This is a genomic window from Prevotella sp. P6B1 (genome assembly GCF_000702825.1).
Taxonomy (GTDB): domain Bacteria; phylum Bacteroidota; class Bacteroidia; order Bacteroidales; family Bacteroidaceae; genus Prevotella.
The window spans coordinates 116865-133013 of record NZ_JNKF01000012.1; the positions used below are offsets into that span (position 1 = coordinate 116865).

At 50.1% G+C, this 16149-nt stretch carries 22 protein-coding genes and 1 tRNA gene; 8 read left to right on the plus strand and 15 right to left on the minus strand.

Features of this window, described 5'->3' with window-relative positions; translation table 11 throughout:
- Positions 1-166 precede the first annotated feature (166 nt).
- Positions 167-943 carry a M15 family metallopeptidase gene (locus tag T495_RS0107405; protein WP_033148192.1) on the plus strand — a complete coding sequence of 259 codons (777 nt, stop codon included), beginning with the start codon at positions 167-169 and terminating at the stop codon, positions 941-943.
- A 20-nt stretch (positions 944-963) separates the two neighbouring features.
- Here T495_RS0107405 and T495_RS0107410 read toward each other — a convergent pair whose 3' ends face one another.
- From T495_RS0107410 to T495_RS0107450, 9 genes are all read right to left on the minus strand, one after another.
- Entirely contained in the window at positions 964-1455 is a 492-nt protein-coding gene (locus tag T495_RS0107410) for an Lrp/AsnC family transcriptional regulator (RefSeq protein WP_028902221.1), read from the minus strand.
- A 7-nt stretch (positions 1456-1462) separates the two neighbouring features.
- The gene (locus T495_RS0107415; RefSeq protein WP_231495065.1) at positions 1463-1915 is read right to left on the minus strand and encodes a biopolymer transporter ExbD; all 453 of its coding nucleotides are present in this window, start codon (positions 1913-1915) and stop codon (positions 1463-1465) included.
- Positions 1912-2436: a biopolymer transporter ExbD gene (locus tag T495_RS0107420; protein ID WP_028902219.1), complete on the minus strand. Its 525-nt coding sequence runs from the start codon at positions 2434-2436 to the stop codon at positions 1912-1914. The genes T495_RS0107415 and T495_RS0107420 overlap by 4 nt, the downstream gene beginning before the upstream one ends.
- The gene (locus T495_RS0107425; protein WP_028902218.1) at positions 2397-2756 is read right to left on the minus strand and encodes a hypothetical protein; all 360 of its coding nucleotides are present in this window, start codon (positions 2754-2756) and stop codon (positions 2397-2399) included. The genes T495_RS0107420 and T495_RS0107425 overlap by 40 nt, the downstream gene beginning before the upstream one ends.
- On the minus strand, positions 2756-3601 hold the full coding sequence (locus T495_RS0107430) for a MotA/TolQ/ExbB proton channel family protein (protein ID WP_033148193.1): 846 nt from the start codon (positions 3599-3601) through the stop codon (positions 2756-2758). Before T495_RS0107430 ends, T495_RS0107425 begins: the two co-directional genes overlap by 1 nt.
- Before the next feature lie 80 nt (positions 3602-3681).
- Positions 3682-3772: transfer RNA gene (locus T495_RS0107435), tRNA-Ser, on the minus strand.
- Between the two features lie 50 nt (positions 3773-3822).
- The gene (locus T495_RS0107440) at positions 3823-4605 is read right to left on the minus strand and encodes a TatD family hydrolase (protein ID WP_033148194.1); all 783 of its coding nucleotides are present in this window, start codon (positions 4603-4605) and stop codon (positions 3823-3825) included.
- Positions 4605-5579, minus strand: a complete 975-nt coding sequence (locus tag T495_RS0107445; protein ID WP_028902215.1) for a polyprenyl synthetase family protein — start codon at positions 5577-5579, stop codon at positions 4605-4607. The genes T495_RS0107440 and T495_RS0107445 overlap by 1 nt, the downstream gene beginning before the upstream one ends.
- Positions 5580-5583: 4 nt before the next feature.
- Positions 5584-6279, minus strand: a complete 696-nt coding sequence (locus T495_RS0107450) for an energy transducer TonB (protein ID WP_028902214.1) — start codon at positions 6277-6279, stop codon at positions 5584-5586.
- A gap of 99 nt (positions 6280-6378) precedes the next feature.
- On the opposite strand from T495_RS0107450, the gene porQ reads away from it, so the two are divergent.
- The 3 genes from porQ (at position 6379) to T495_RS0107465 (ending at position 9440) form a co-directional block, all read left to right on the plus strand.
- Complete coding sequence (gene porQ / locus T495_RS0107455; protein WP_051651919.1) at positions 6379-7329, plus strand: type IX secretion system protein PorQ; 951 nt, start codon at positions 6379-6381, stop codon at positions 7327-7329.
- Positions 7326-8015 carry a (d)CMP kinase gene (cmk, locus tag T495_RS0107460; protein WP_033148195.1) on the plus strand — a complete coding sequence of 230 codons (690 nt, stop codon included), beginning with the start codon at positions 7326-7328 and terminating at the stop codon, positions 8013-8015. Before porQ ends, cmk begins: the two co-directional genes overlap by 4 nt.
- Positions 8016-8111: 96 nt before the next feature.
- Complete coding sequence (locus T495_RS0107465; protein WP_231495066.1) at positions 8112-9440, plus strand: OmpP1/FadL family transporter; 1329 nt, start codon at positions 8112-8114, stop codon at positions 9438-9440.
- Between the two features lie 11 nt (positions 9441-9451).
- Here T495_RS0107465 and folK read toward each other — a convergent pair whose 3' ends face one another.
- From folK to T495_RS0107495, 6 genes are read right to left on the minus strand one after another with little or no spacing between them, the layout of a single operon-like run.
- The gene (gene folK, locus T495_RS0107470; RefSeq protein WP_033148196.1) at positions 9452-9874 is read right to left on the minus strand and encodes a 2-amino-4-hydroxy-6-hydroxymethyldihydropteridine diphosphokinase; all 423 of its coding nucleotides are present in this window, start codon (positions 9872-9874) and stop codon (positions 9452-9454) included.
- 17 nt (positions 9875-9891) lie between these two features.
- On the minus strand, positions 9892-10956 hold the full coding sequence (queA, locus tag T495_RS0107475) for a tRNA preQ1(34) S-adenosylmethionine ribosyltransferase-isomerase QueA (RefSeq protein ID WP_028902209.1): 1065 nt from the start codon (positions 10954-10956) through the stop codon (positions 9892-9894).
- Positions 10957-10993: 37 nt separating this feature from the next.
- Positions 10994-11701 carry a tRNA pseudouridine(55) synthase TruB gene (gene truB, locus T495_RS0107480; protein WP_033148197.1) on the minus strand — a complete coding sequence of 236 codons (708 nt, stop codon included), beginning with the start codon at positions 11699-11701 and terminating at the stop codon, positions 10994-10996.
- Positions 11701-12558 carry an undecaprenyl-diphosphate phosphatase gene (locus T495_RS0107485; RefSeq protein WP_033148198.1) on the minus strand — a complete coding sequence of 286 codons (858 nt, stop codon included), beginning with the start codon at positions 12556-12558 and terminating at the stop codon, positions 11701-11703. The genes truB and T495_RS0107485 overlap by 1 nt, the downstream gene beginning before the upstream one ends.
- Positions 12559-12567: 9 nt before the next feature.
- Positions 12568-12792: a DUF3098 domain-containing protein gene (locus tag T495_RS0107490; RefSeq protein WP_028902206.1), complete on the minus strand. Its 225-nt coding sequence runs from the start codon at positions 12790-12792 to the stop codon at positions 12568-12570.
- A 23-nt stretch (positions 12793-12815) separates the two neighbouring features.
- Positions 12816-13694, minus strand: coding sequence for an ABC transporter permease (locus T495_RS0107495; RefSeq protein ID WP_033148199.1), 879 nt, complete (start codon positions 13692-13694; stop codon positions 12816-12818).
- A gap of 132 nt (positions 13695-13826) precedes the next feature.
- On the opposite strand from T495_RS0107495, the gene T495_RS0107500 reads away from it, so the two are divergent.
- The 4 genes from T495_RS0107500 to T495_RS16355 all read left to right on the plus strand — a co-directional run bounded on the left by T495_RS0107500 (position 13827) and on the right by T495_RS16355 (position 16094).
- Complete coding sequence (locus tag T495_RS0107500; RefSeq protein ID WP_033148200.1) at positions 13827-14603, plus strand: radical SAM protein; 777 nt, start codon at positions 13827-13829, stop codon at positions 14601-14603.
- A 582-nt stretch (positions 14604-15185) separates the two neighbouring features.
- A complete protein-coding gene (locus tag T495_RS15865) occupies positions 15186-15362 on the plus strand; it encodes a hypothetical protein (protein WP_155993518.1) in 177 nt (58 codons plus the stop codon).
- Positions 15363-15421: 59 nt separating this feature from the next.
- Entirely contained in the window at positions 15422-15964 is a 543-nt protein-coding gene (locus T495_RS0107505) for a DNA-binding protein (protein WP_051651920.1), read from the plus strand.
- A 25-nt stretch (positions 15965-15989) separates the two neighbouring features.
- Positions 15990-16094 carry a smalltalk protein gene (locus T495_RS16355; protein WP_155949980.1) on the plus strand — a complete coding sequence of 35 codons (105 nt, stop codon included), beginning with the start codon at positions 15990-15992 and terminating at the stop codon, positions 16092-16094.
- Positions 16095-16149: the final 55 nt, after the last annotated feature.

Genomic DNA, 16149 nt, shown 5'->3' on the forward strand with positions numbered 1-16149 from the left:
GTTAATAGAGAGTGTTTTAAAATTCATTTGCAAAATTACACATTTTTTCAATACATGACTTGTTTTTCAAGTTAAATAATATTAAATCAGTGAAAATATGTAGATTTTTTGTAATTTTGCAGCATAAAAATAGCAACTTACATTAACAATTTAAAACTATTACCACATGAAAAAATTGATTTTGACAGTAGTCGCCGCCTTGATGATGTGCTTCGTGGCAGTATCCACCACCAGCTGTAAACGTCAGGTTGCCGAACCAACCATCGCAGCCACCGAAGATGCGAGCAACTTTGTCAGACTGACAGATGTCGTACCCGACGCCATCCTCGAAATCCGTTACTATGGCACCTACAACTTTGTGGGCACACGTATCGACGGCTATTTAGCACCTACGGCATGGCTCACGAAGCCTGCCGCCGACAGTTTGAAGGCTGTCAGCGACGATGTCATCCAACAGGGATACCGGTTGAAGATATACGATGCCTATCGTCCACAGAAAGGTGTCGATCACTTTGTACGCTGGGCCCAGAACATACCCGACACGGTGATGAAACGCTACTTCTATCCCGATTTGGACAAGAGCGTACTGTTCGAGCAGGAGTACATCTATGAGAAGAGCGGTCATACCCGTGGCAGCACGGTCGACCTGACGCTGTTTGATATGAACACGGAGAAAGAGTTGGATATGGGTGGGACATTCGACTGGTTCGGTCCCGAGAGTCACCCCGACTTCTGCGGTAATCCCGAAACAGGCGAATATACTGGCAACAACAAACCGTCGCCTCAAGGTCGCAGTATCACCGCCGAGCAGTTTAAGAACCGCATGATACTGCGCGCAGCCATGCTACGCCACGGCTTTAAACCGTTAGACAGCGAGTGGTGGCACTTCACACTGAAGGACGAGCCCTATCCCGACACGTACTTTACATTCGATGTGAAGTAACCACTCTCATTAATAAACACTTAATCGGTATCCTCGCTGTCGTTATCTGCAGTGAGGATATCTTGTATAGGCAGCTGACGATCTATCTCGGTATGAAACGAGATGAGCGTCTGACTACTGCTCAGTCCAAGTGGCTGAAGCTTGTCATGGATGATGGTGAGCAGATGGTGGTTATTGCGTGCATAGATCTTGATAAACATATCGAAATTACCCGTTGTGTAATGGCACTCCACCACCTCAGGTATCTGCTTGAGCTGTTCGAGCACCTCGTCGAATGCGGCGGGGTCCTTCAGGTTTAGTCCGATGTAGGCACAGGTCTCATAACCTATCTTCTCTGGATCAATCACAAACTGTGAGCCCTTGAGCACCCCCAGTGTATTCAACTTCTGAATGTGCTGATGAATGGCAGCTCCACTCACATTACAGGCACGAGCCACCTCAAGGAACGGGATGCGTGCATCGGCGGCTACCAGACTCAAAATCTGTCGGTCGAGTTCATCAATTTTTACCATATCGTCGTTATTTATTTAATTCTGTTGCACTATAATTGATTTTCAAGGCATAGGCCTGCTGCAGTTGGCGTTTCACCTCAGCCACCAGTCCCATAGGCGCCTTTCGGTCTACACGCAGGTTGACGGTAAGTCGCTGCTGATTTTCAGTCGAGAGACCGCCACGGATATGTTCAATGAGCGCAGGGATATCGGCAGGCTGTACCAAGTCGCCATTCAGCTGCACTCCCCAGGCACCATGATGATGACCGATATACAGGTTCACCACCGCCTGCTTATTAGTCAGTTTCTGCACCTCGCTACCCTGAGGCACCTCCAGACGCACCTTCACCTCGTCGCTACGCATGTGGGTCACAATCATAAAGAAGAAGAGCACCGTAAAGATGAGATCAGGCATCGACGCCACGTTGAGCGACGGTACACTGCGACGGCTCTGATGGAACATGCTACGCATGGGTCTCATTGGTCACCTCCTTTCTCTGCGATGGGCACTTCACTGATACGCTGTGGATAGTATTCGTTGATCAGGGCTCGTTGCTCGGCAGTACAGGTCTCGTAGCTATGACCGTAGTGTTTCTGCGCATACTCATTGCGCAAGGCGTGATAAGCCTCAACCACAGCATCCTGCATACGGAAGTAAGCCTCGTAGGTGGTGGCGGGATCGGCCTCGATCGACACCACATGCCCCGTGCGATTCACAAATGCCAATGCGTGGACCTCGGCTGTCAACTGCTCAAACGTGATGATTTTGCCATCGCATGAGAGTTGGTTATGGGCATCGAGTTTCACCTGCATTACGTTGTCGCGGTTGATATCCTTCGGCTGTTCGTGCTCCAGGGGAGGCGGAGCCATTTGGCGCAGCAATCCCTTCTCCGTGTCCATCGACGAGGTCACGAGGAAGAAAATCAACAGCATAAACGAGATGTCGGCTGTCGATGTGGTGTTCAGCTCCGGAATCTGCTGACGATAGCGCTTACGAAACATCCGATAATCAGTATAATAGAAGTATAGATAAACATATCAGCCACCCGCAGCCACAGCGGGTCGGTAAGCCAGATGCCATTGGTAAGGATGGGTTTGGTAGAACCCAAGGCAAAGGTGAGCGCCATGACCAGTACCAGTCCTGTGAGCACCAGCCAACCAATACGCCCGGCGGGCACACCGTTCACCACATCGTCACCCTTACGACGGAAGCGTAGTCCATGCCATACGGAATAGGCAGTCACGCTCATAGCTACGGCCAGTGTAATATACATCAGCCAGAGCATGACATCAGCAATTGCGGGCGATACGAAATTATTCATCACTCTTCACTCTTCGTTTTCCATTCGGCAATCATATCGAGGAGCATGATAGCAGCTTCTTCCATCTGGGCAGTCAAACGCTCAATCTTCGAGAGGATATAGCTGTAAAACAGCTGCAGTACCAGCGCCACCACGATACCGAAGATGGTTGTAATCAGTGCTACCTTCATACCTTGTGCCACGATGGTAGGACCGATATCACCGGCCTGCTGAATCTGGTCGAACGCCATCACCATACCAATCACCGTGCCTAAGAATCCGAGCGACGGTGCCATGGCAATGAAGAGCTTAATCCACGAGCAACCTTTTTCGAGGTTAGCCGTCTGCAGACCACCGAAATTCGTGATGCTACGCTCGATGGCATCCATAGGCTGCTTGATATGTAATAGTCCCTGATAGCATACCGAGGCCACAGGACCGCGCGTATTGCGGCAGAGGGTCTTTGCCCCTTCCACATCATCGGCTTTCAGGCGTTTCTCTATATCGTCCATCAACTGATGGGTTTTGATTTCCGAGAGTGTCAGGTAGATGATACGCTCAATGCAGAACGCCAGTCCCAACACGAGGGCCAGTGCTACAAGCGACATGAAGGATACATTACCATCCACGAACTTGGTCTTGAGCTGCTTGTGCAGACCACCATCCTCCTCGCTGGCATCGTCGGCCAGCAGACCATCGAGTTCGGTATTAAGGGCTGCCAACGAATCGGCTACCGCAGCAGAATCCTGAGGCAGGATACATTCTGCGTTCTTGACCGTATCGGGCACAACTTTCTCCTGAGCAATACTGGTTTGCGAGAAACTGAGCAAACCTATCAGTGTGAATAGAAAAAACAGTCGTTTCATACCTCTTTGTTCTTCGCGGCGGAGAGAACAGGAAACCTCGGCACTATGCCTCGGTGCTTTGAATCCTCATTCCTCCCCCCTGGCGGAGAGAACAGGATTCGAACCTGCGAGCCGGTTTTGCCGGCTACACGCTTTCCAGGCGTGCCTCTTCAACCACTCGAGCACCTCTCCCCATTGTTAAGCGGATGCAAAGGTAAGATTTTTACCGCATAATCCGCAGGTTAAACATTGATATTTAATACTTTTTTGCAGTTTTCATTAGTCGCTCGTTCCAGCTCTTCTTCACTCACGCCATAAGCTTCGGCCAGGCGCTTCAACACGTAGGCCACAAAGGCTGGTTCGTTTCTTTCGCCACGCTTAGGCACAGGAGCCATATACGGAGCGTCGGTCTCAAGCACCAGACGGTCGAGTGGAACCACAGCAGGCAGTACCTCAGGTAGGTGCGACTTCTTAAAAGTTGACACCCCACCGACACCTAACACAAAACGATCGAACTGTAACAGTTCCTGAGCTTCGAGCTCATTACCGGTGAAACAGTGGAACACGCCACCTGGCAATTGGTCTTTATAGCGTTTCAGGATAGCCACCATCTCGTTCTGTGCCTTACGGCAGTGAATCATCAATGGCAACTGCAACTCTACCGACCAGCGTACCTGTTCCTCAAAAGCCAACAGCTGCTCCTGCTCAAACTCACGGCTCCAATAGAAGTCCAGTCCTACCTCACCGATAGCCACCGGTCTTGGAGAACAGGCAGCATCCAAGCGAGGTCTTATCTGCGCCAGCACCTCCTGCCAGTCGGTCTTCACGTCCTCGGGATGAAGTCCCAACATGGGGTAGCAATAACCGGGATAGCGCTGGCATACAGCCATCACAGTATCAAGCGACGACAAGTTGATGCCTGGCACACCGATGGCCTGCACCCCTGCCTCACGGGCACGGGTTATCACGGCATCGATATCCTCGACAAACTCCTCACCATCAATATGACAATGCGTATCAATCATCAGCTCTGACGTTTCATCATATCGGCAGCATATGCCTTCAGGATGGTCTTGCGCTCCTCGCTGACGTTCACCTTAGCCAGATACACCAGACTTTCCTGATAAAATTCCTCTATCTTCTGCTCGCAGAGTTCACGGATACCTATCTCATTATAGAGGGCAGTCACGGCAGCCACCTTCTCGTTGCGGTCGAACTGCTCAGCCTCAATCCATTTCATCAGCTCAGCACGCTGCTCGGCATTGGCACGGTTCACAGCATTGATGAGCATATAGGTCTTCTTATTCGAGGTGATGTCGCCACCGATGTTCTTTCCAAACACAGCAGGATTGCCATACACATCGAGCAGATCGTCCTGCAGCTGGAAGGCCAGTCCTAACTTCTCGCCGAACTTGTAGAGGTTGTCGATATCATCCTGACTGGCATCGGCCATGATGGCACCAACCTTACAGGCACAGGCCAGCAGCACACTGGTCTTCAGACGGATCATCTCGATATATTCCTCTTCAGTCACATCGTTACGCTGTTCGAACTCAACATCAAACTGCTGTCCCTCACCAATCTCGAGCGTGGTCTGGATAAACACCTGGAACACAGCAGGCAGATACTTGGAATCGCAGTCCTCTACACGTTCGAACGCCTGCAACAGCATGGTATCACCCGAGAGGATAGCACGGTTGGCATCCCACTTCTTGTGCACCGTCTCATGCCCACGACGCATGTCAGCGTGATCCATCAGATCATCATGCAACAGGGTGAAGTTATGGTAAGTCTCGAGTCCGATAGCCTGCGACATGATGCTCAGGGGATCGTCCTTATAGAGGTTATAAGCCAACAAGGTCAGTACGGGACGTACACGCTTGCCGCCGATAGATAGTACGTACTTGATAGGGGCGTACAACGAGGCTGGTTTGCGATCGTAAACCAGATGGTCGAGCGCCTCATTCACTTTCTTGAGAAGTTCTTCTGATGTATACATATACTTATAAGTTAAATACAACTGGTATGCAGACCATGGTGCGACACGGCTTGGCATCCATCATGCCAGCCTTCCACTGGGGCATGGTCTTGAGTACTCGCAGCACCTCGGCATCGCAGGCAGGCTCCAAAGGCTGAACCACCTGCAGGTCGGTCACCGAGCCATCCTTGTTAACCACAAACTGTGCCACTACCCTCCCCTTGATCTTGCGCTGCTGCGCCGAAGGGGGATATCTTAAGTTTTTAGTGAGCCACTTCATAAACTCTGCCGCGCCACCGGGAAACTGCGGCAGGTCCTCGACTACACGGAAGTCGATTGGCTCATCGTACATATCCACCACCTGCGGTTTCTCTTCCTCCGCCTTCAAGGTGGGTTCTTCTTGTTCTGTCTCCTCCTGCAGGATGGGCTCTGGTGCAAGCTCCACATCATTATCAACCAGATGGAGCTGTTGCGACTCCTGTTTCTCCACTTTCCGTTCCTGTGGCATCATCATCGGCACCTCGTCCTTATCGCGTTTCAGCGGCGAGAGCTCCACCTCGGCATCCAGGCTGTCGTCATCGTCGAAAAATGACCAGCCGCTACCGCCGCTGTTCCATTCAAGTGCCACGAACAGCGAAGCCAGCACCACAATCAGTCCCAACAGGAACCCCTGTGTGCGCTTTTGTTCCAAATCCGCTTCGCGGCTCTTCTTGACTTCCATCCTGAATATATTAAAACCGACTGCAAAGATAGTGATTTTTTCCATATAATGCGGAATATATTAAGTTTTTTTGCTATCTTTGCGACCAAAATAGGAGAAATGAACATCAGAAGCATCGTAATAACCACCCTGTTAGCTTGTGCATCGACAGCAGTCGAAGCGCAAGAGAGCGAGACGGTGTACAACTTCCTGCGACTGCCAGTTAGTGCCCATGTGGCAGCGCTGGGCGGCGAGAACATATCGCTGATAGCCGACGATGTCACCCTGATATTCCATAACCCGGCGCTGATTAGCGGTGTCAGCGATAAGACGCTGAACCTGAACTACATGACCTATATGGAAGGCGCCAAGACAGTGAGCGCCTCGTTTGTGCGTCTGGCTGGCGAACGGGCCTCGTGGGGCGTATCGGCACAGCTCATGGACTACGGCAGCATCAGACAGACAACCCGCTTTAATGAGGACTTAGGCGATTTCAAGGCCCACGACATAGCCATCGGTGGCACCTTTGCCTACGAGCTCACCAACCGTATCAGCGGTGGTATTACAGCTAAGTTCATCACCTCGACTATCGCCGGCTACAACTCGCTGGGTGTGGGTGTCGACTTAGGTGTGAACTACCTCGACGACGCCCATGGCTGGAGTCTCTCGGCTGTAGCGCGTAACTTAGGCGGACAGGTCAAGGCTTACGATGATAAGTTTGAGCGCATCCCCTTCGACCTACAGGTAGGTGTCAGCAAACGCCTCATCAACTCACCCTTCCGGTTCCACGCCACCCTGAGCCGTCTGACCAACTGGGACGAAGGTTTCGGGCGCCACTTAGCCGTCGGTGCCGACGTGCTGATAGGCGACAACATCTATCTGGCAGCAGGTTATAACTTCCGCCGTTCACAACAGATGAAGATTACCGACGACGAAGGTGCAGCTGCCCACGGTGCAGGCCTCTCGCTGGGAGCCGGTCTGTCGCTCCAGCGGTTCAAGCTCCATTTAGGCTGGGGCAAATACCACGTCAGCACCTCATCACTACTGATTAACATATCATACACATTATGAAGAAGATAACAATTGCAATCGACGGCCACAGTTCGTGCGGTAAAAGCACGATGGCCAAAGACCTGGCCCGCGAGGTGGGCTATGTATATGTAGACACAGGCGCCATGTACCGTAGCGTAACACTCTACGCCCTGCGCCATAACCTGTTTAACGAAGACGGTAGCGTGAAGACCGCCGAACTGGAACAGGAAATGCCCAACATCCAGATTTCGTTCAAGTTCAACCCCGAGACCGGTCGCCCCGACACCTATCTTAATAATGAGTGCGTGGAGCAGGAGATCCGCAGTCTTGAGGTGAGCAGCCACGTCAGCCCCATAGCAGCTGTAGGTTTCGTACGCACAGCCATGGTAGCCCAACAACAGCAGATGGGTAAGGACAAAGGCGTGGTGATGGACGGACGTGACATCGGTACCACGGTATTCCCCGATGCCGAACTGAAGATTTTTGTCACAGCCTCGGCCGAGGTTCGTGCCCAGCGTCGTTTCGACGAGCTGAAAGCCAAAGGCATGCCTGCCGACTATGAGGACATCCTGAAGAACGTTCAGGAACGCGATTATATCGACTCACACCGTGAGGTAAGTCCACTACGCAAAGCCGACGATGCCCTTGAGTTGGATAACAGTCACATGACCATTGCAGAACAGAAACAGTGGCTTTTGGACCGTTTTAACGAACGAGCCGTATAAAAATTGTTCTTTTTGCGTATTTTTCTCGTCATTTTTTCGCTTTTCTATATTTTTTTGGCTACCTTTGCAGCCGAAATTCATTAGAATCTGAAGAAAATGACGAGAAAATTATTTATTTTAGCCTTATTGGCTATGGCTACAACAGCCACTGTCCACGCTGGTGGACTCATGACCAACACAAATTATCACATAGCATTCGACCGTATGTTTGCACGTGGAGCATCAACCGAAATTGATGCAGCCTACAGCAACCCTGCTGGCCTGGCTTGGGGCCACGAGGGATTCCAGTTTTCCCTGAACTTCCAGAAGCCTTGGCAGTATCGTAACATCGAGGCAGTAACAACAGCTGGCAGTCAGAAGTTTGAAGGTAAAGCCTCTGCCCCCATCGTGCCTGCTCTGTTCGCCTCATACAAAAAAGGAAACTGGGCATTCTCTACCATGATTGGTATCGTGGGAAGTGGCGGTTTCGTAGAGTACAAAGAGGGTGTACCCATGTTCAACATGCTCGTACAAGGCATGTTAGGTCAGATGAACATCGCCCCGAACAGCTATAAGATTGACTCTGAGATGAAGGGCAAACAATACATCTACGGCGGTCAGGTTAACATCACCCGCAAGATCAACGACAACTTCTCGGCTTCAATCGGACTGCGTGCCAACTACTACGACGGTTACTACCGTGGTCACGTATTAGCCAACGAGCATGCTCAGTTAGGCGATCTGACCACACTCGCACTCGATGTTGATCAGCGTGGTTGGGGTTTCGCGCCCATCGTAAGCTTCGACTACCACAACGGTCCACTCACTATCGGTGCCCGCTACGAGTTCCGCACCAAGATTGAGACCGAGAACAAGACCAACACCCTGAACGCTGGTCTTGGCACAAACCTTCAGGCCATGTTGATGCAGAGCAATCCTGCTGCGTTGCAACAGATTGCCACTACCCTCGGCACCTACACAGCCGAATACCAGGACGGTGTGAAGACCCGCTACGATATGCCCTCGCTCTTTGTAGCTGCAGTAGGTTATGAATTCTCGCCCAAACTGCGCGGTGCAGTAGAATACCACTTCTTCGATGACAAGCACGCCAAGATGGCAGGCAACCGTCAGAAGGAGCTGGAGCATGGCACCCACGAGATTCTGGCAGGTGTAGAGTACGACATCAACGATAAGTTCACCATCAGCTGCGGTGGTCAGCGTACCGACTACGGTCTCTCTGACAACTATCAGAAGGATACCTCATTCGCCTGCGACAGCTACAGCGTAGGTTGCGGTGGTGCCTGGAACATCAACGACAAGATGCGTCTGAACGTCAGCTACTTCTGCACCCTGTATAGCGACTACAACAAGCCAGCCAGCTATGGCTCAGAAGTCTACAGCCGCACCAACCACGTGATTGGCGTAGGTTTAGACTATAGATTTTAATTTTTATCAATTCAATCTCTAATTTCGCGAAGCGGGATCATCACAAAGTCGCGCTTCAACATCAGGGGGTGGGGAATCTGCAAGTCGGGTTCATCCACCCTCAGATCGTCATATAGCAGAATGTCTATATCTATCAGGCGGTCGGCATAGTGACCGCCAACCGATTTATGCGTGCGTCCTAATTCACGCTCAATCTGCTGCGTGGCGAGCAGCACCTCGCGAGGCGACAACATGGTCTCACAAAGCACAGCTGCATTGACAAAACGGTTATCCGACTCGAACCCCCAGGGCTCGGTCGAAATAAGAGAGGACTGGCGCAGCACCAGTCCTACTCTCTCGCCGATAAGCGATATAGCCTTACGGATATTCTCTTCCTTGTCGCCGAGATTACTCCCCAGACTCAGGAATACCCGATGTAACTCTTCACTATTCACTATTCACTATTCACTAATTAGTCGTCCAGCATCAGGATAGCATCGCCATAGCAACCGAACTTATATCCCTCCTTGAGGGCACGCTGATAGCCTTCGTACAGCAGCTCATAGCCTACAAACGAAGCCTCGGTCATCATCATAGGCGACTCAGGGTGATAGAAATTACCGATCATCGAGTTGCACAAGCCGAACTCGTATGGTGGGAAGATGAACTTGTTGGTCCATCCCTCAAACTCCTTCAGCATACCGTCGGTACCTACTGCACTCTCGGTGGCACGGGCGGTGCTCACACCTACGCAGCACACACGGTGACCATTCTCCTTGGCAGTATTCACAATATCGCAAGCCTCCTTAGGAATAAACATCTGCTCGCTCGACATCTTATGCTTGGTGAGATCCTCCACCTCGATGGCATCGAAGTTGCCCAATCCGCAGTGCAAGGTGATAAAGGCAAAGTTGATACCCTTGATCTCCATGCGCTTCATGAGCTCACGACTGAAGTGCAGACCAGTGGCAGGTGCAGTCACAGCACCCTCGTTCTTGGCATAGATAGTCTGGAAGTTAGTCATATCCTCCTCGTTAGCCGGACGGCGGTCGATGATATAACGTGGCAGCGGAGCCTCACCCAGTCCGAAGAGCATCTCCTTGAACTCATCGTGAGGACAGTCATAGAGAAAACGCAGCGTACGACCACGGCTGGTAGTGTTATCAATCACCTCAGCCACCATGGGTCCATCTTCCTCGAAGAACAGTTTGTTGCCGATACGGATCTTACGGGCAGGCTCAACCAGCACATCCCACAGACGCTGATCAGCATTCAGCTCACGCAGCAGGAACACCTCAATCTTGGCATCGGTCTTCTCCTTGGTACCGTACAGACGGGCAGGGAACACCTTCGTGTCGTTAAAGATAAAGGCATCGTCCTCATCAAAGTAATCGAGAATATTACGGAAATCAAGTCCCGACTCGATACGCTTACTCTTACGGTGCAACACCATCAACTTGCACTCGTCGCGGTGGAATGGCGGCTCGAGCGCAATCTGCTCTTCAGGTAACTTAAACTTAAACTGTGATAACTTCATATTTTAATAATTTCACTATTCACTAATCACTCTTCACTCAATCGAGGTCTTCACTCAAATTCTCTTCCAGCCATGCAGGAAACTCATCGAAGGTGAGACAGTCCTCCAGTCTGACATCACCCACACGGGTACGACAGAGTGCTGTCAGATGGGCACCACTGCCCAAAGCCTCACCGATGTCACGGGCCAGCGAGCGGATATAGGTACCCTTTCCACAGCCCACACGTATCTGCAGCTGCATCTTCTCAGGATCGAAATCCACGAGTTCGATCTCATCGATACGCACCGGTTTCTCGGCCAACTGGTGATCGCTACCCTTGCGGGCCAGTTCGTACGCACGGTCGCCCCCCACCTTACAGGCAGAGAACAGCGGCGGACGCTGCATGATATCACCAACAAACTTAGGCAGTGTCTGCTCTATCAGCTCTCGGGTGATATGACCAGTGGGATAGGTCTGATCCACCTCGTGCTCCAAATCGTAACTGGGCGTAGTGGCACCTAACTGCAGGGTAGCCGTATATTCCTTGGAGTGCTGCTGCAGAACCTCAATCTGTTTGGTGGCCTTGCCGGTACACAGCACTAACACACCTGTAGCCAGGGGATCGAGCGTGCCGGCATGTCCCATTTTCACACGTTTCACATGCAAGCGTTTCGACAGCACATAACGGATATGTGCCAGCGCCCCAAAGCTCGACATGCGATAGGGCTTATTAATATAGATATATGCTCCTTCCTGGAAATTCATTAATCAACCATTGCTAGTGACTGCCCCATGAGAAGCATTATAATAATGATACTACCTACCACGATACGATAGATACCAAAAGCCTTGAATCCGTATTTGGTAATGTAGTTTACAAACCACTTCATGGCCAGAAGAGCCACTACAAACGCAATTACACTACCAAGTATAAGCATAGTGATGTTGTGGCTTGTGGCCCATGCAGTATCTTCCTTCAGCAGGTCGAGCAAATCGAGCAGTGTAGCACCAGCCATAGTTGGCACAGCCAGGAAGAATGAGAACTTGGCAGCACGACGGCGGGTAAGTCCCTGAGTCATACCTCCTACGATGGTAGCCATCGAACGAGATACACCAGGAATCACAGAGATACACTGGAAAAGACCAATCATGAAGGAACGACGCTCGTCGACCTTATTATCCTCGCTACCCTTATTAAACAGTCTGTCGCAGAAGAGCATGAACACACCACCCAGAACCAGCATGATAGCAACTACCTCTACGCTATCAAGCAGCCAGTCGAGCAAGCCAGACTTCTTGGCAAGAAGTCCGATAACTACTGCAGGAAGCACTCCCACAATCAGTATCCAGTAGAAATTGTACTTATGCTTAAGCTTCTGCCAAAGCGAGCTACCCTGAGGAGCAGGTGTATTATCAAACTCAAAGAAACGCTTCCAGTACAAGCATACCACCGACAAGATGGCGCCAAACTGGATAATAAACGTGAAGGCATGTACAAAGGGATCGCCCTGAGGTACACCTAACAGATTCTGTGCTATAATCATGTGGCCTGTCGAAGAAACAGGCAGAAACTCAGTCAATCCCTCTACAATAGCAATAATAATAGTCTGAATCCAATCCATATCTTATTATTAATCTTTTGGTTTTCTAACAACAGCATATATCATTGACACAAAGCCGAACAGACAAACCACAGGTGCCACCTTGGTACGGCGCACACTGAAAATATCGGGTTCGAACGTGGTGTCGGTAGAGTTAGGACCTACCATCAGCAAGAAGCCAATCACCACGATGACCATGCCGATTGCCAACAATATAAAGTTGGTCTTATCGAATGCAAAATTCTTTTTATCCATATCTATTCACTAATCACTATTCACTAAATTTTATATAGTTCTCCTGCCGACATACGGAGGAACTTGTTCACCGAGATATACGAGCAGGCAGCTGTGATGATGATACCGAACAGCAGTACTGCCACAGCGGTAATCACGAGTTCGCGCCAGGTGATGATGGTCAGCATGTTAGGCTCATAATAGTAGAGTCCGTACACACAACCGCCCAATACAGCGATAGCTATCAGCGCTGCAATCACGCCCACCAGCAAAGCCTGTTTCATAAACGGTGCTCGGATAAAACTCCACGAAGCGCCCACCAATTTCATCGTATGGATGATGAAACGGCGAGAATACACGCTCAGCCGCACGGTGTTGTTGATCAGCGAGAACGACACAAACGTGAGCAGAACGGCTAATGCCAGCAGCACCAGGTTCACCTTGGTCAGGTTCTGGTTCACGCTGTCCATCAGGTCCACCTGATAAGCCACATCCGTCACCTTCGGGTTCTTCTGCAGCTCTTTGGCAATCCATTTCAACGAGTCGCGGTTGGCATAGTCAGAGTGCAGTTGCAACTCCAACGTTGCCGGGAAGGGATTCACTCCTAAGAACTCCGACGGATCCGATCCCATCGCCTCGCTCTGTTCCTTCAGTGCCTGTTCCTTGCTGATGTAATCGATGTTTTTTGAATAGGGACGATGATACAGGTCGCGACACAACAGTTTTGCGCCGTTCACCGATACGTCGTCGCTCAGCATCACCGTCACGGTAAGGTTCTCTTTCACCCACTGTGACAGATTACGAGAGATCTGGACTGAAAATACCACCAGTCCAAGCAAAACCAGCACCATCGCCGTACTAATGCAAAGTGTTACCAACTGCACACCGCGACGGTTGCCAGCATCATTTTTTCGTCTTTTCATTAATTTACGTACGTAAAAATTCGAATTCGGCTGCAAAGATACACAAAAATTTAGACATAAGCATACATGAACAAATATTTTTTTAGTCTTTTGTTCTTTTTATCTCACAAAAAGCGTACCTTTGCACCCGATATGAGTACCATTATTTATCCATCGCCCATTTTCGGGCCCGTTCATAGTCGCCGACTTGGCATTTCGCTCGGCATCAACCTATTGCCAGCCGACGGTAAGGTGTGCAGTTTCGACTGCATCTATTGTGAGTGTGGTTTCAACGAAGACCATCGCCCCACCCTTCCTATGCCTACGCGCCAGGAAGTAGCCGAGAAGCTCGAAGCCAAATTGCAGCAGATGAGTGCCGAAGGTCAGCTGCCCGACGTGCTGACCTTTGCCGGCAATGGCGAGCCCACCTGTCATCCGCATTTTGCCGAGATTATCGACGATGTGATCCGTCTGCGCAACCAGTATTGCCCCAGCGCCAGGGTATCGGTACTCAGCAATTCCACGATGATCCACCGTCAGCAGGTGCATGATGCCCTGATGAAGGTAGATAATAACATCCTGAAACTCGACACCGTAGATCCTTTATATATTAATAAGGTTGATCATCCCAACGGCACCTACGATGTAGCCCAGATTATCGATCGATTGAAAGCCTTTAATGGTCATGTCATCATCCAGACCATGTTCATGCGTGGCACATGCAACGGCGAGAGCATCGACAACACCAGCGAGCACTATGTGGCACCCTGGCTCGAAGCCGTCAAGGCCATCAAGCCCCAGCAGGTGATGATCTACACCATCGACCGCGAGACGCCTGCGCAAGGCTTGGAGAAAGCCACCCACGAGCAACTCGACGCCATCCGCGACCGTGTCATCGCCGCCGGCATCCCCTGCACCGCGTCGTACTAAGAGAATGTAACATTAACCTCCAACTCAACTCATATTGACTGGGGACACTATATGGGCTTGCATCATTTTGCAAGCCTTTTTTGTTGTTTTGAGGCATCTCTATGTTAAAAAGCATGTAACATCGGCCCGCAAAGCATCTACAAAACCACCTTTTTCCGCTATCTGCTACCACCCGCACTAAGGGCATACTATCACGAGAACTCGAGCAACTCATTTACGACAAAGGACGACCAGATTGCCCTTGTTGAGGTCAGTCTCGTCATGAAAAAGCTCGGCTATAGATCGGAACGTAACAGCAAAGGCTGTTTCTACAAGCTTTTCGAAATGGACGCCAACGAGAGTCAACGCGTCATTTCGAACATGATTCATGGCAATGAGTGTAATGAGTGCAGCGATATTTCCTAACTTTCTCTATATAAATATATTCACCTCGAAACAAATGTATTTCTATAACAAAAGTTTGATATTCTCATTACACTCGTTACACTAACATTATTATGGTTTTAAAAAAACAAGTTAGTTTTACCTCGTCATCAAGTTACTTTTCATGCAGAATCAACTTACTTTTCAACCACAATCAATATGGTAAATTTCTACAATAAGCATCTGTTCATCAGCAAGTCAAAGCTGGCCGAACTGGCTGGTGTCTCGTATCGTACCTTCAGCCGCTATCTTGCCACACGACAACCGATACTCAGTGCCATGGGGATATCGCCTAAAACCAAGCTGCTTCCCCCTCAAGCGGTGCGTTACATTTGAGAAGACTACTGTATCGACCTGCCTCCGGACAACTATTCACTAATCATTATTCATTAATTATGTTACGTTACATTTTACAGCAAATCAAAATTACCAGTCACAAGTGTTTTGGTAAGTGGTTCGCCAAGAACGTGGTTGAGGAGACTATCGACCTGGACGCTCTGGCAGAACACATGAGTACTCACAACTCGCCCTACTCCAAGGGCGTCATCAAGGGACTCTTAACCGACATGATCGGCTGTATCAAGGAGCTCCTGCTGGAGGGCAAGAACGTGAAGATCGACGACCTGGCCATCTTCAGCCTTGGCATTAAGAACAAGGAGATGGCACTGAAGGAGGAAGACTTCACCATGAGTAAGAACATCGAGGGAGTGAAGCTGAAGGCCCGCGCCACTGGCGACCTGATGAGTAAGAGCCTCAACCTGGAGGCTACTATGAAGAAGGCCACCTTTGTAAACGGTAAGCTAACCACTGTTCCATCCAACTCGGGTAACACCAGCGGCAGTGGTTCTACCACACCAAGCAACGGTGGTAACACCGGTAGTGGTGACAATACCGGTGGCGGTGGCGACAACACGTCCGGCGGACCTGTTGAGGATTAAATAACCATTAAAAATCAAACGAATTATGACAAAAGTTAACTGGACCAATGTTGCTAAAGTCCTTAAATTTATCGCAACAGTGATTACCGCAGTTCTCGGAACCATAGCCGTGCAGTCATGCGTACAGTAAATACCATTAAAAATCCCTCAGCTGTTGATGAGCTGAGGGATTATGTAATTAGTTA

Coding starts and splice junctions, on each gene's coding strand:
- T495_RS0107405 (WP_033148192.1), top strand. CDS start 167: ATGAAAAAATTGATTTTGACAGTAGTCGCCGCCTTGATGATGTGCTTC.
- T495_RS0107410 (WP_028902221.1), bottom strand. CDS start 1,455: ATGGTAAAAATTGATGAACTCGACCGACAGATTTTGAGTCTGGTAGCC.
- T495_RS0107415 (WP_231495065.1), bottom strand. CDS start 1,915: ATGAGACCCATGCGTAGCATGTTCCATCAGAGCCGTCGCAGTGTACCG.
- T495_RS0107420 (WP_028902219.1), bottom strand. CDS start 2,436: ATGTTTCGTAAGCGCTATCGTCAGCAGATTCCGGAGCTGAACACCACA.
- T495_RS0107425 (WP_028902218.1), bottom strand. CDS start 2,756: ATGAATAATTTCGTATCGCCCGCAATTGCTGATGTCATGCTCTGGCTG.
- T495_RS0107430 (WP_033148193.1), bottom strand. CDS start 3,601: ATGAAACGACTGTTTTTTCTATTCACACTGATAGGTTTGCTCAGTTTC.
- T495_RS0107440 (WP_033148194.1), bottom strand. CDS start 4,605: ATGATTGATACGCATTGTCATATTGATGGTGAGGAGTTTGTCGAGGAT.
- T495_RS0107445 (WP_028902215.1), bottom strand. CDS start 5,579: ATGTATACATCAGAAGAACTTCTCAAGAAAGTGAATGAGGCGCTCGAC.
- T495_RS0107450 (WP_028902214.1), bottom strand. CDS start 6,279: ATGGAAGTCAAGAAGAGCCGCGAAGCGGATTTGGAACAAAAGCGCACA.
- porQ (WP_051651919.1), top strand. CDS start 6,379: ATGAACATCAGAAGCATCGTAATAACCACCCTGTTAGCTTGTGCATCG.
- cmk (WP_033148195.1), top strand. CDS start 7,326: ATGAAGAAGATAACAATTGCAATCGACGGCCACAGTTCGTGCGGTAAA.
- T495_RS0107465 (WP_231495066.1), top strand. CDS start 8,112: ATGACGAGAAAATTATTTATTTTAGCCTTATTGGCTATGGCTACAACA.
- queA (WP_028902209.1), bottom strand. CDS start 10,956: ATGAAGTTATCACAGTTTAAGTTTAAGTTACCTGAAGAGCAGATTGCG.
- truB (WP_033148197.1), bottom strand. CDS start 11,701: ATGAATTTCCAGGAAGGAGCATATATCTATATTAATAAGCCCTATCGC.
- T495_RS0107485 (WP_033148198.1), bottom strand. CDS start 12,558: ATGGATTGGATTCAGACTATTATTATTGCTATTGTAGAGGGATTGACT.
- T495_RS0107490 (WP_028902206.1), bottom strand. CDS start 12,792: ATGGATAAAAAGAATTTTGCATTCGATAAGACCAACTTTATATTGTTG.
- T495_RS0107495 (WP_033148199.1), bottom strand. CDS start 13,694: ATGAAAAGACGAAAAAATGATGCTGGCAACCGTCGCGGTGTGCAGTTG.
- T495_RS0107500 (WP_033148200.1), top strand. CDS start 13,827: ATGAGTACCATTATTTATCCATCGCCCATTTTCGGGCCCGTTCATAGT.
- T495_RS15865 (WP_155993518.1), top strand. CDS start 15,186: ATGGTAAATTTCTACAATAAGCATCTGTTCATCAGCAAGTCAAAGCTG.
- T495_RS0107505 (WP_051651920.1), top strand. CDS start 15,422: ATGTTACGTTACATTTTACAGCAAATCAAAATTACCAGTCACAAGTGT.
- T495_RS16355 (WP_155949980.1), top strand. CDS start 15,990: ATGACAAAAGTTAACTGGACCAATGTTGCTAAAGTCCTTAAATTTATC.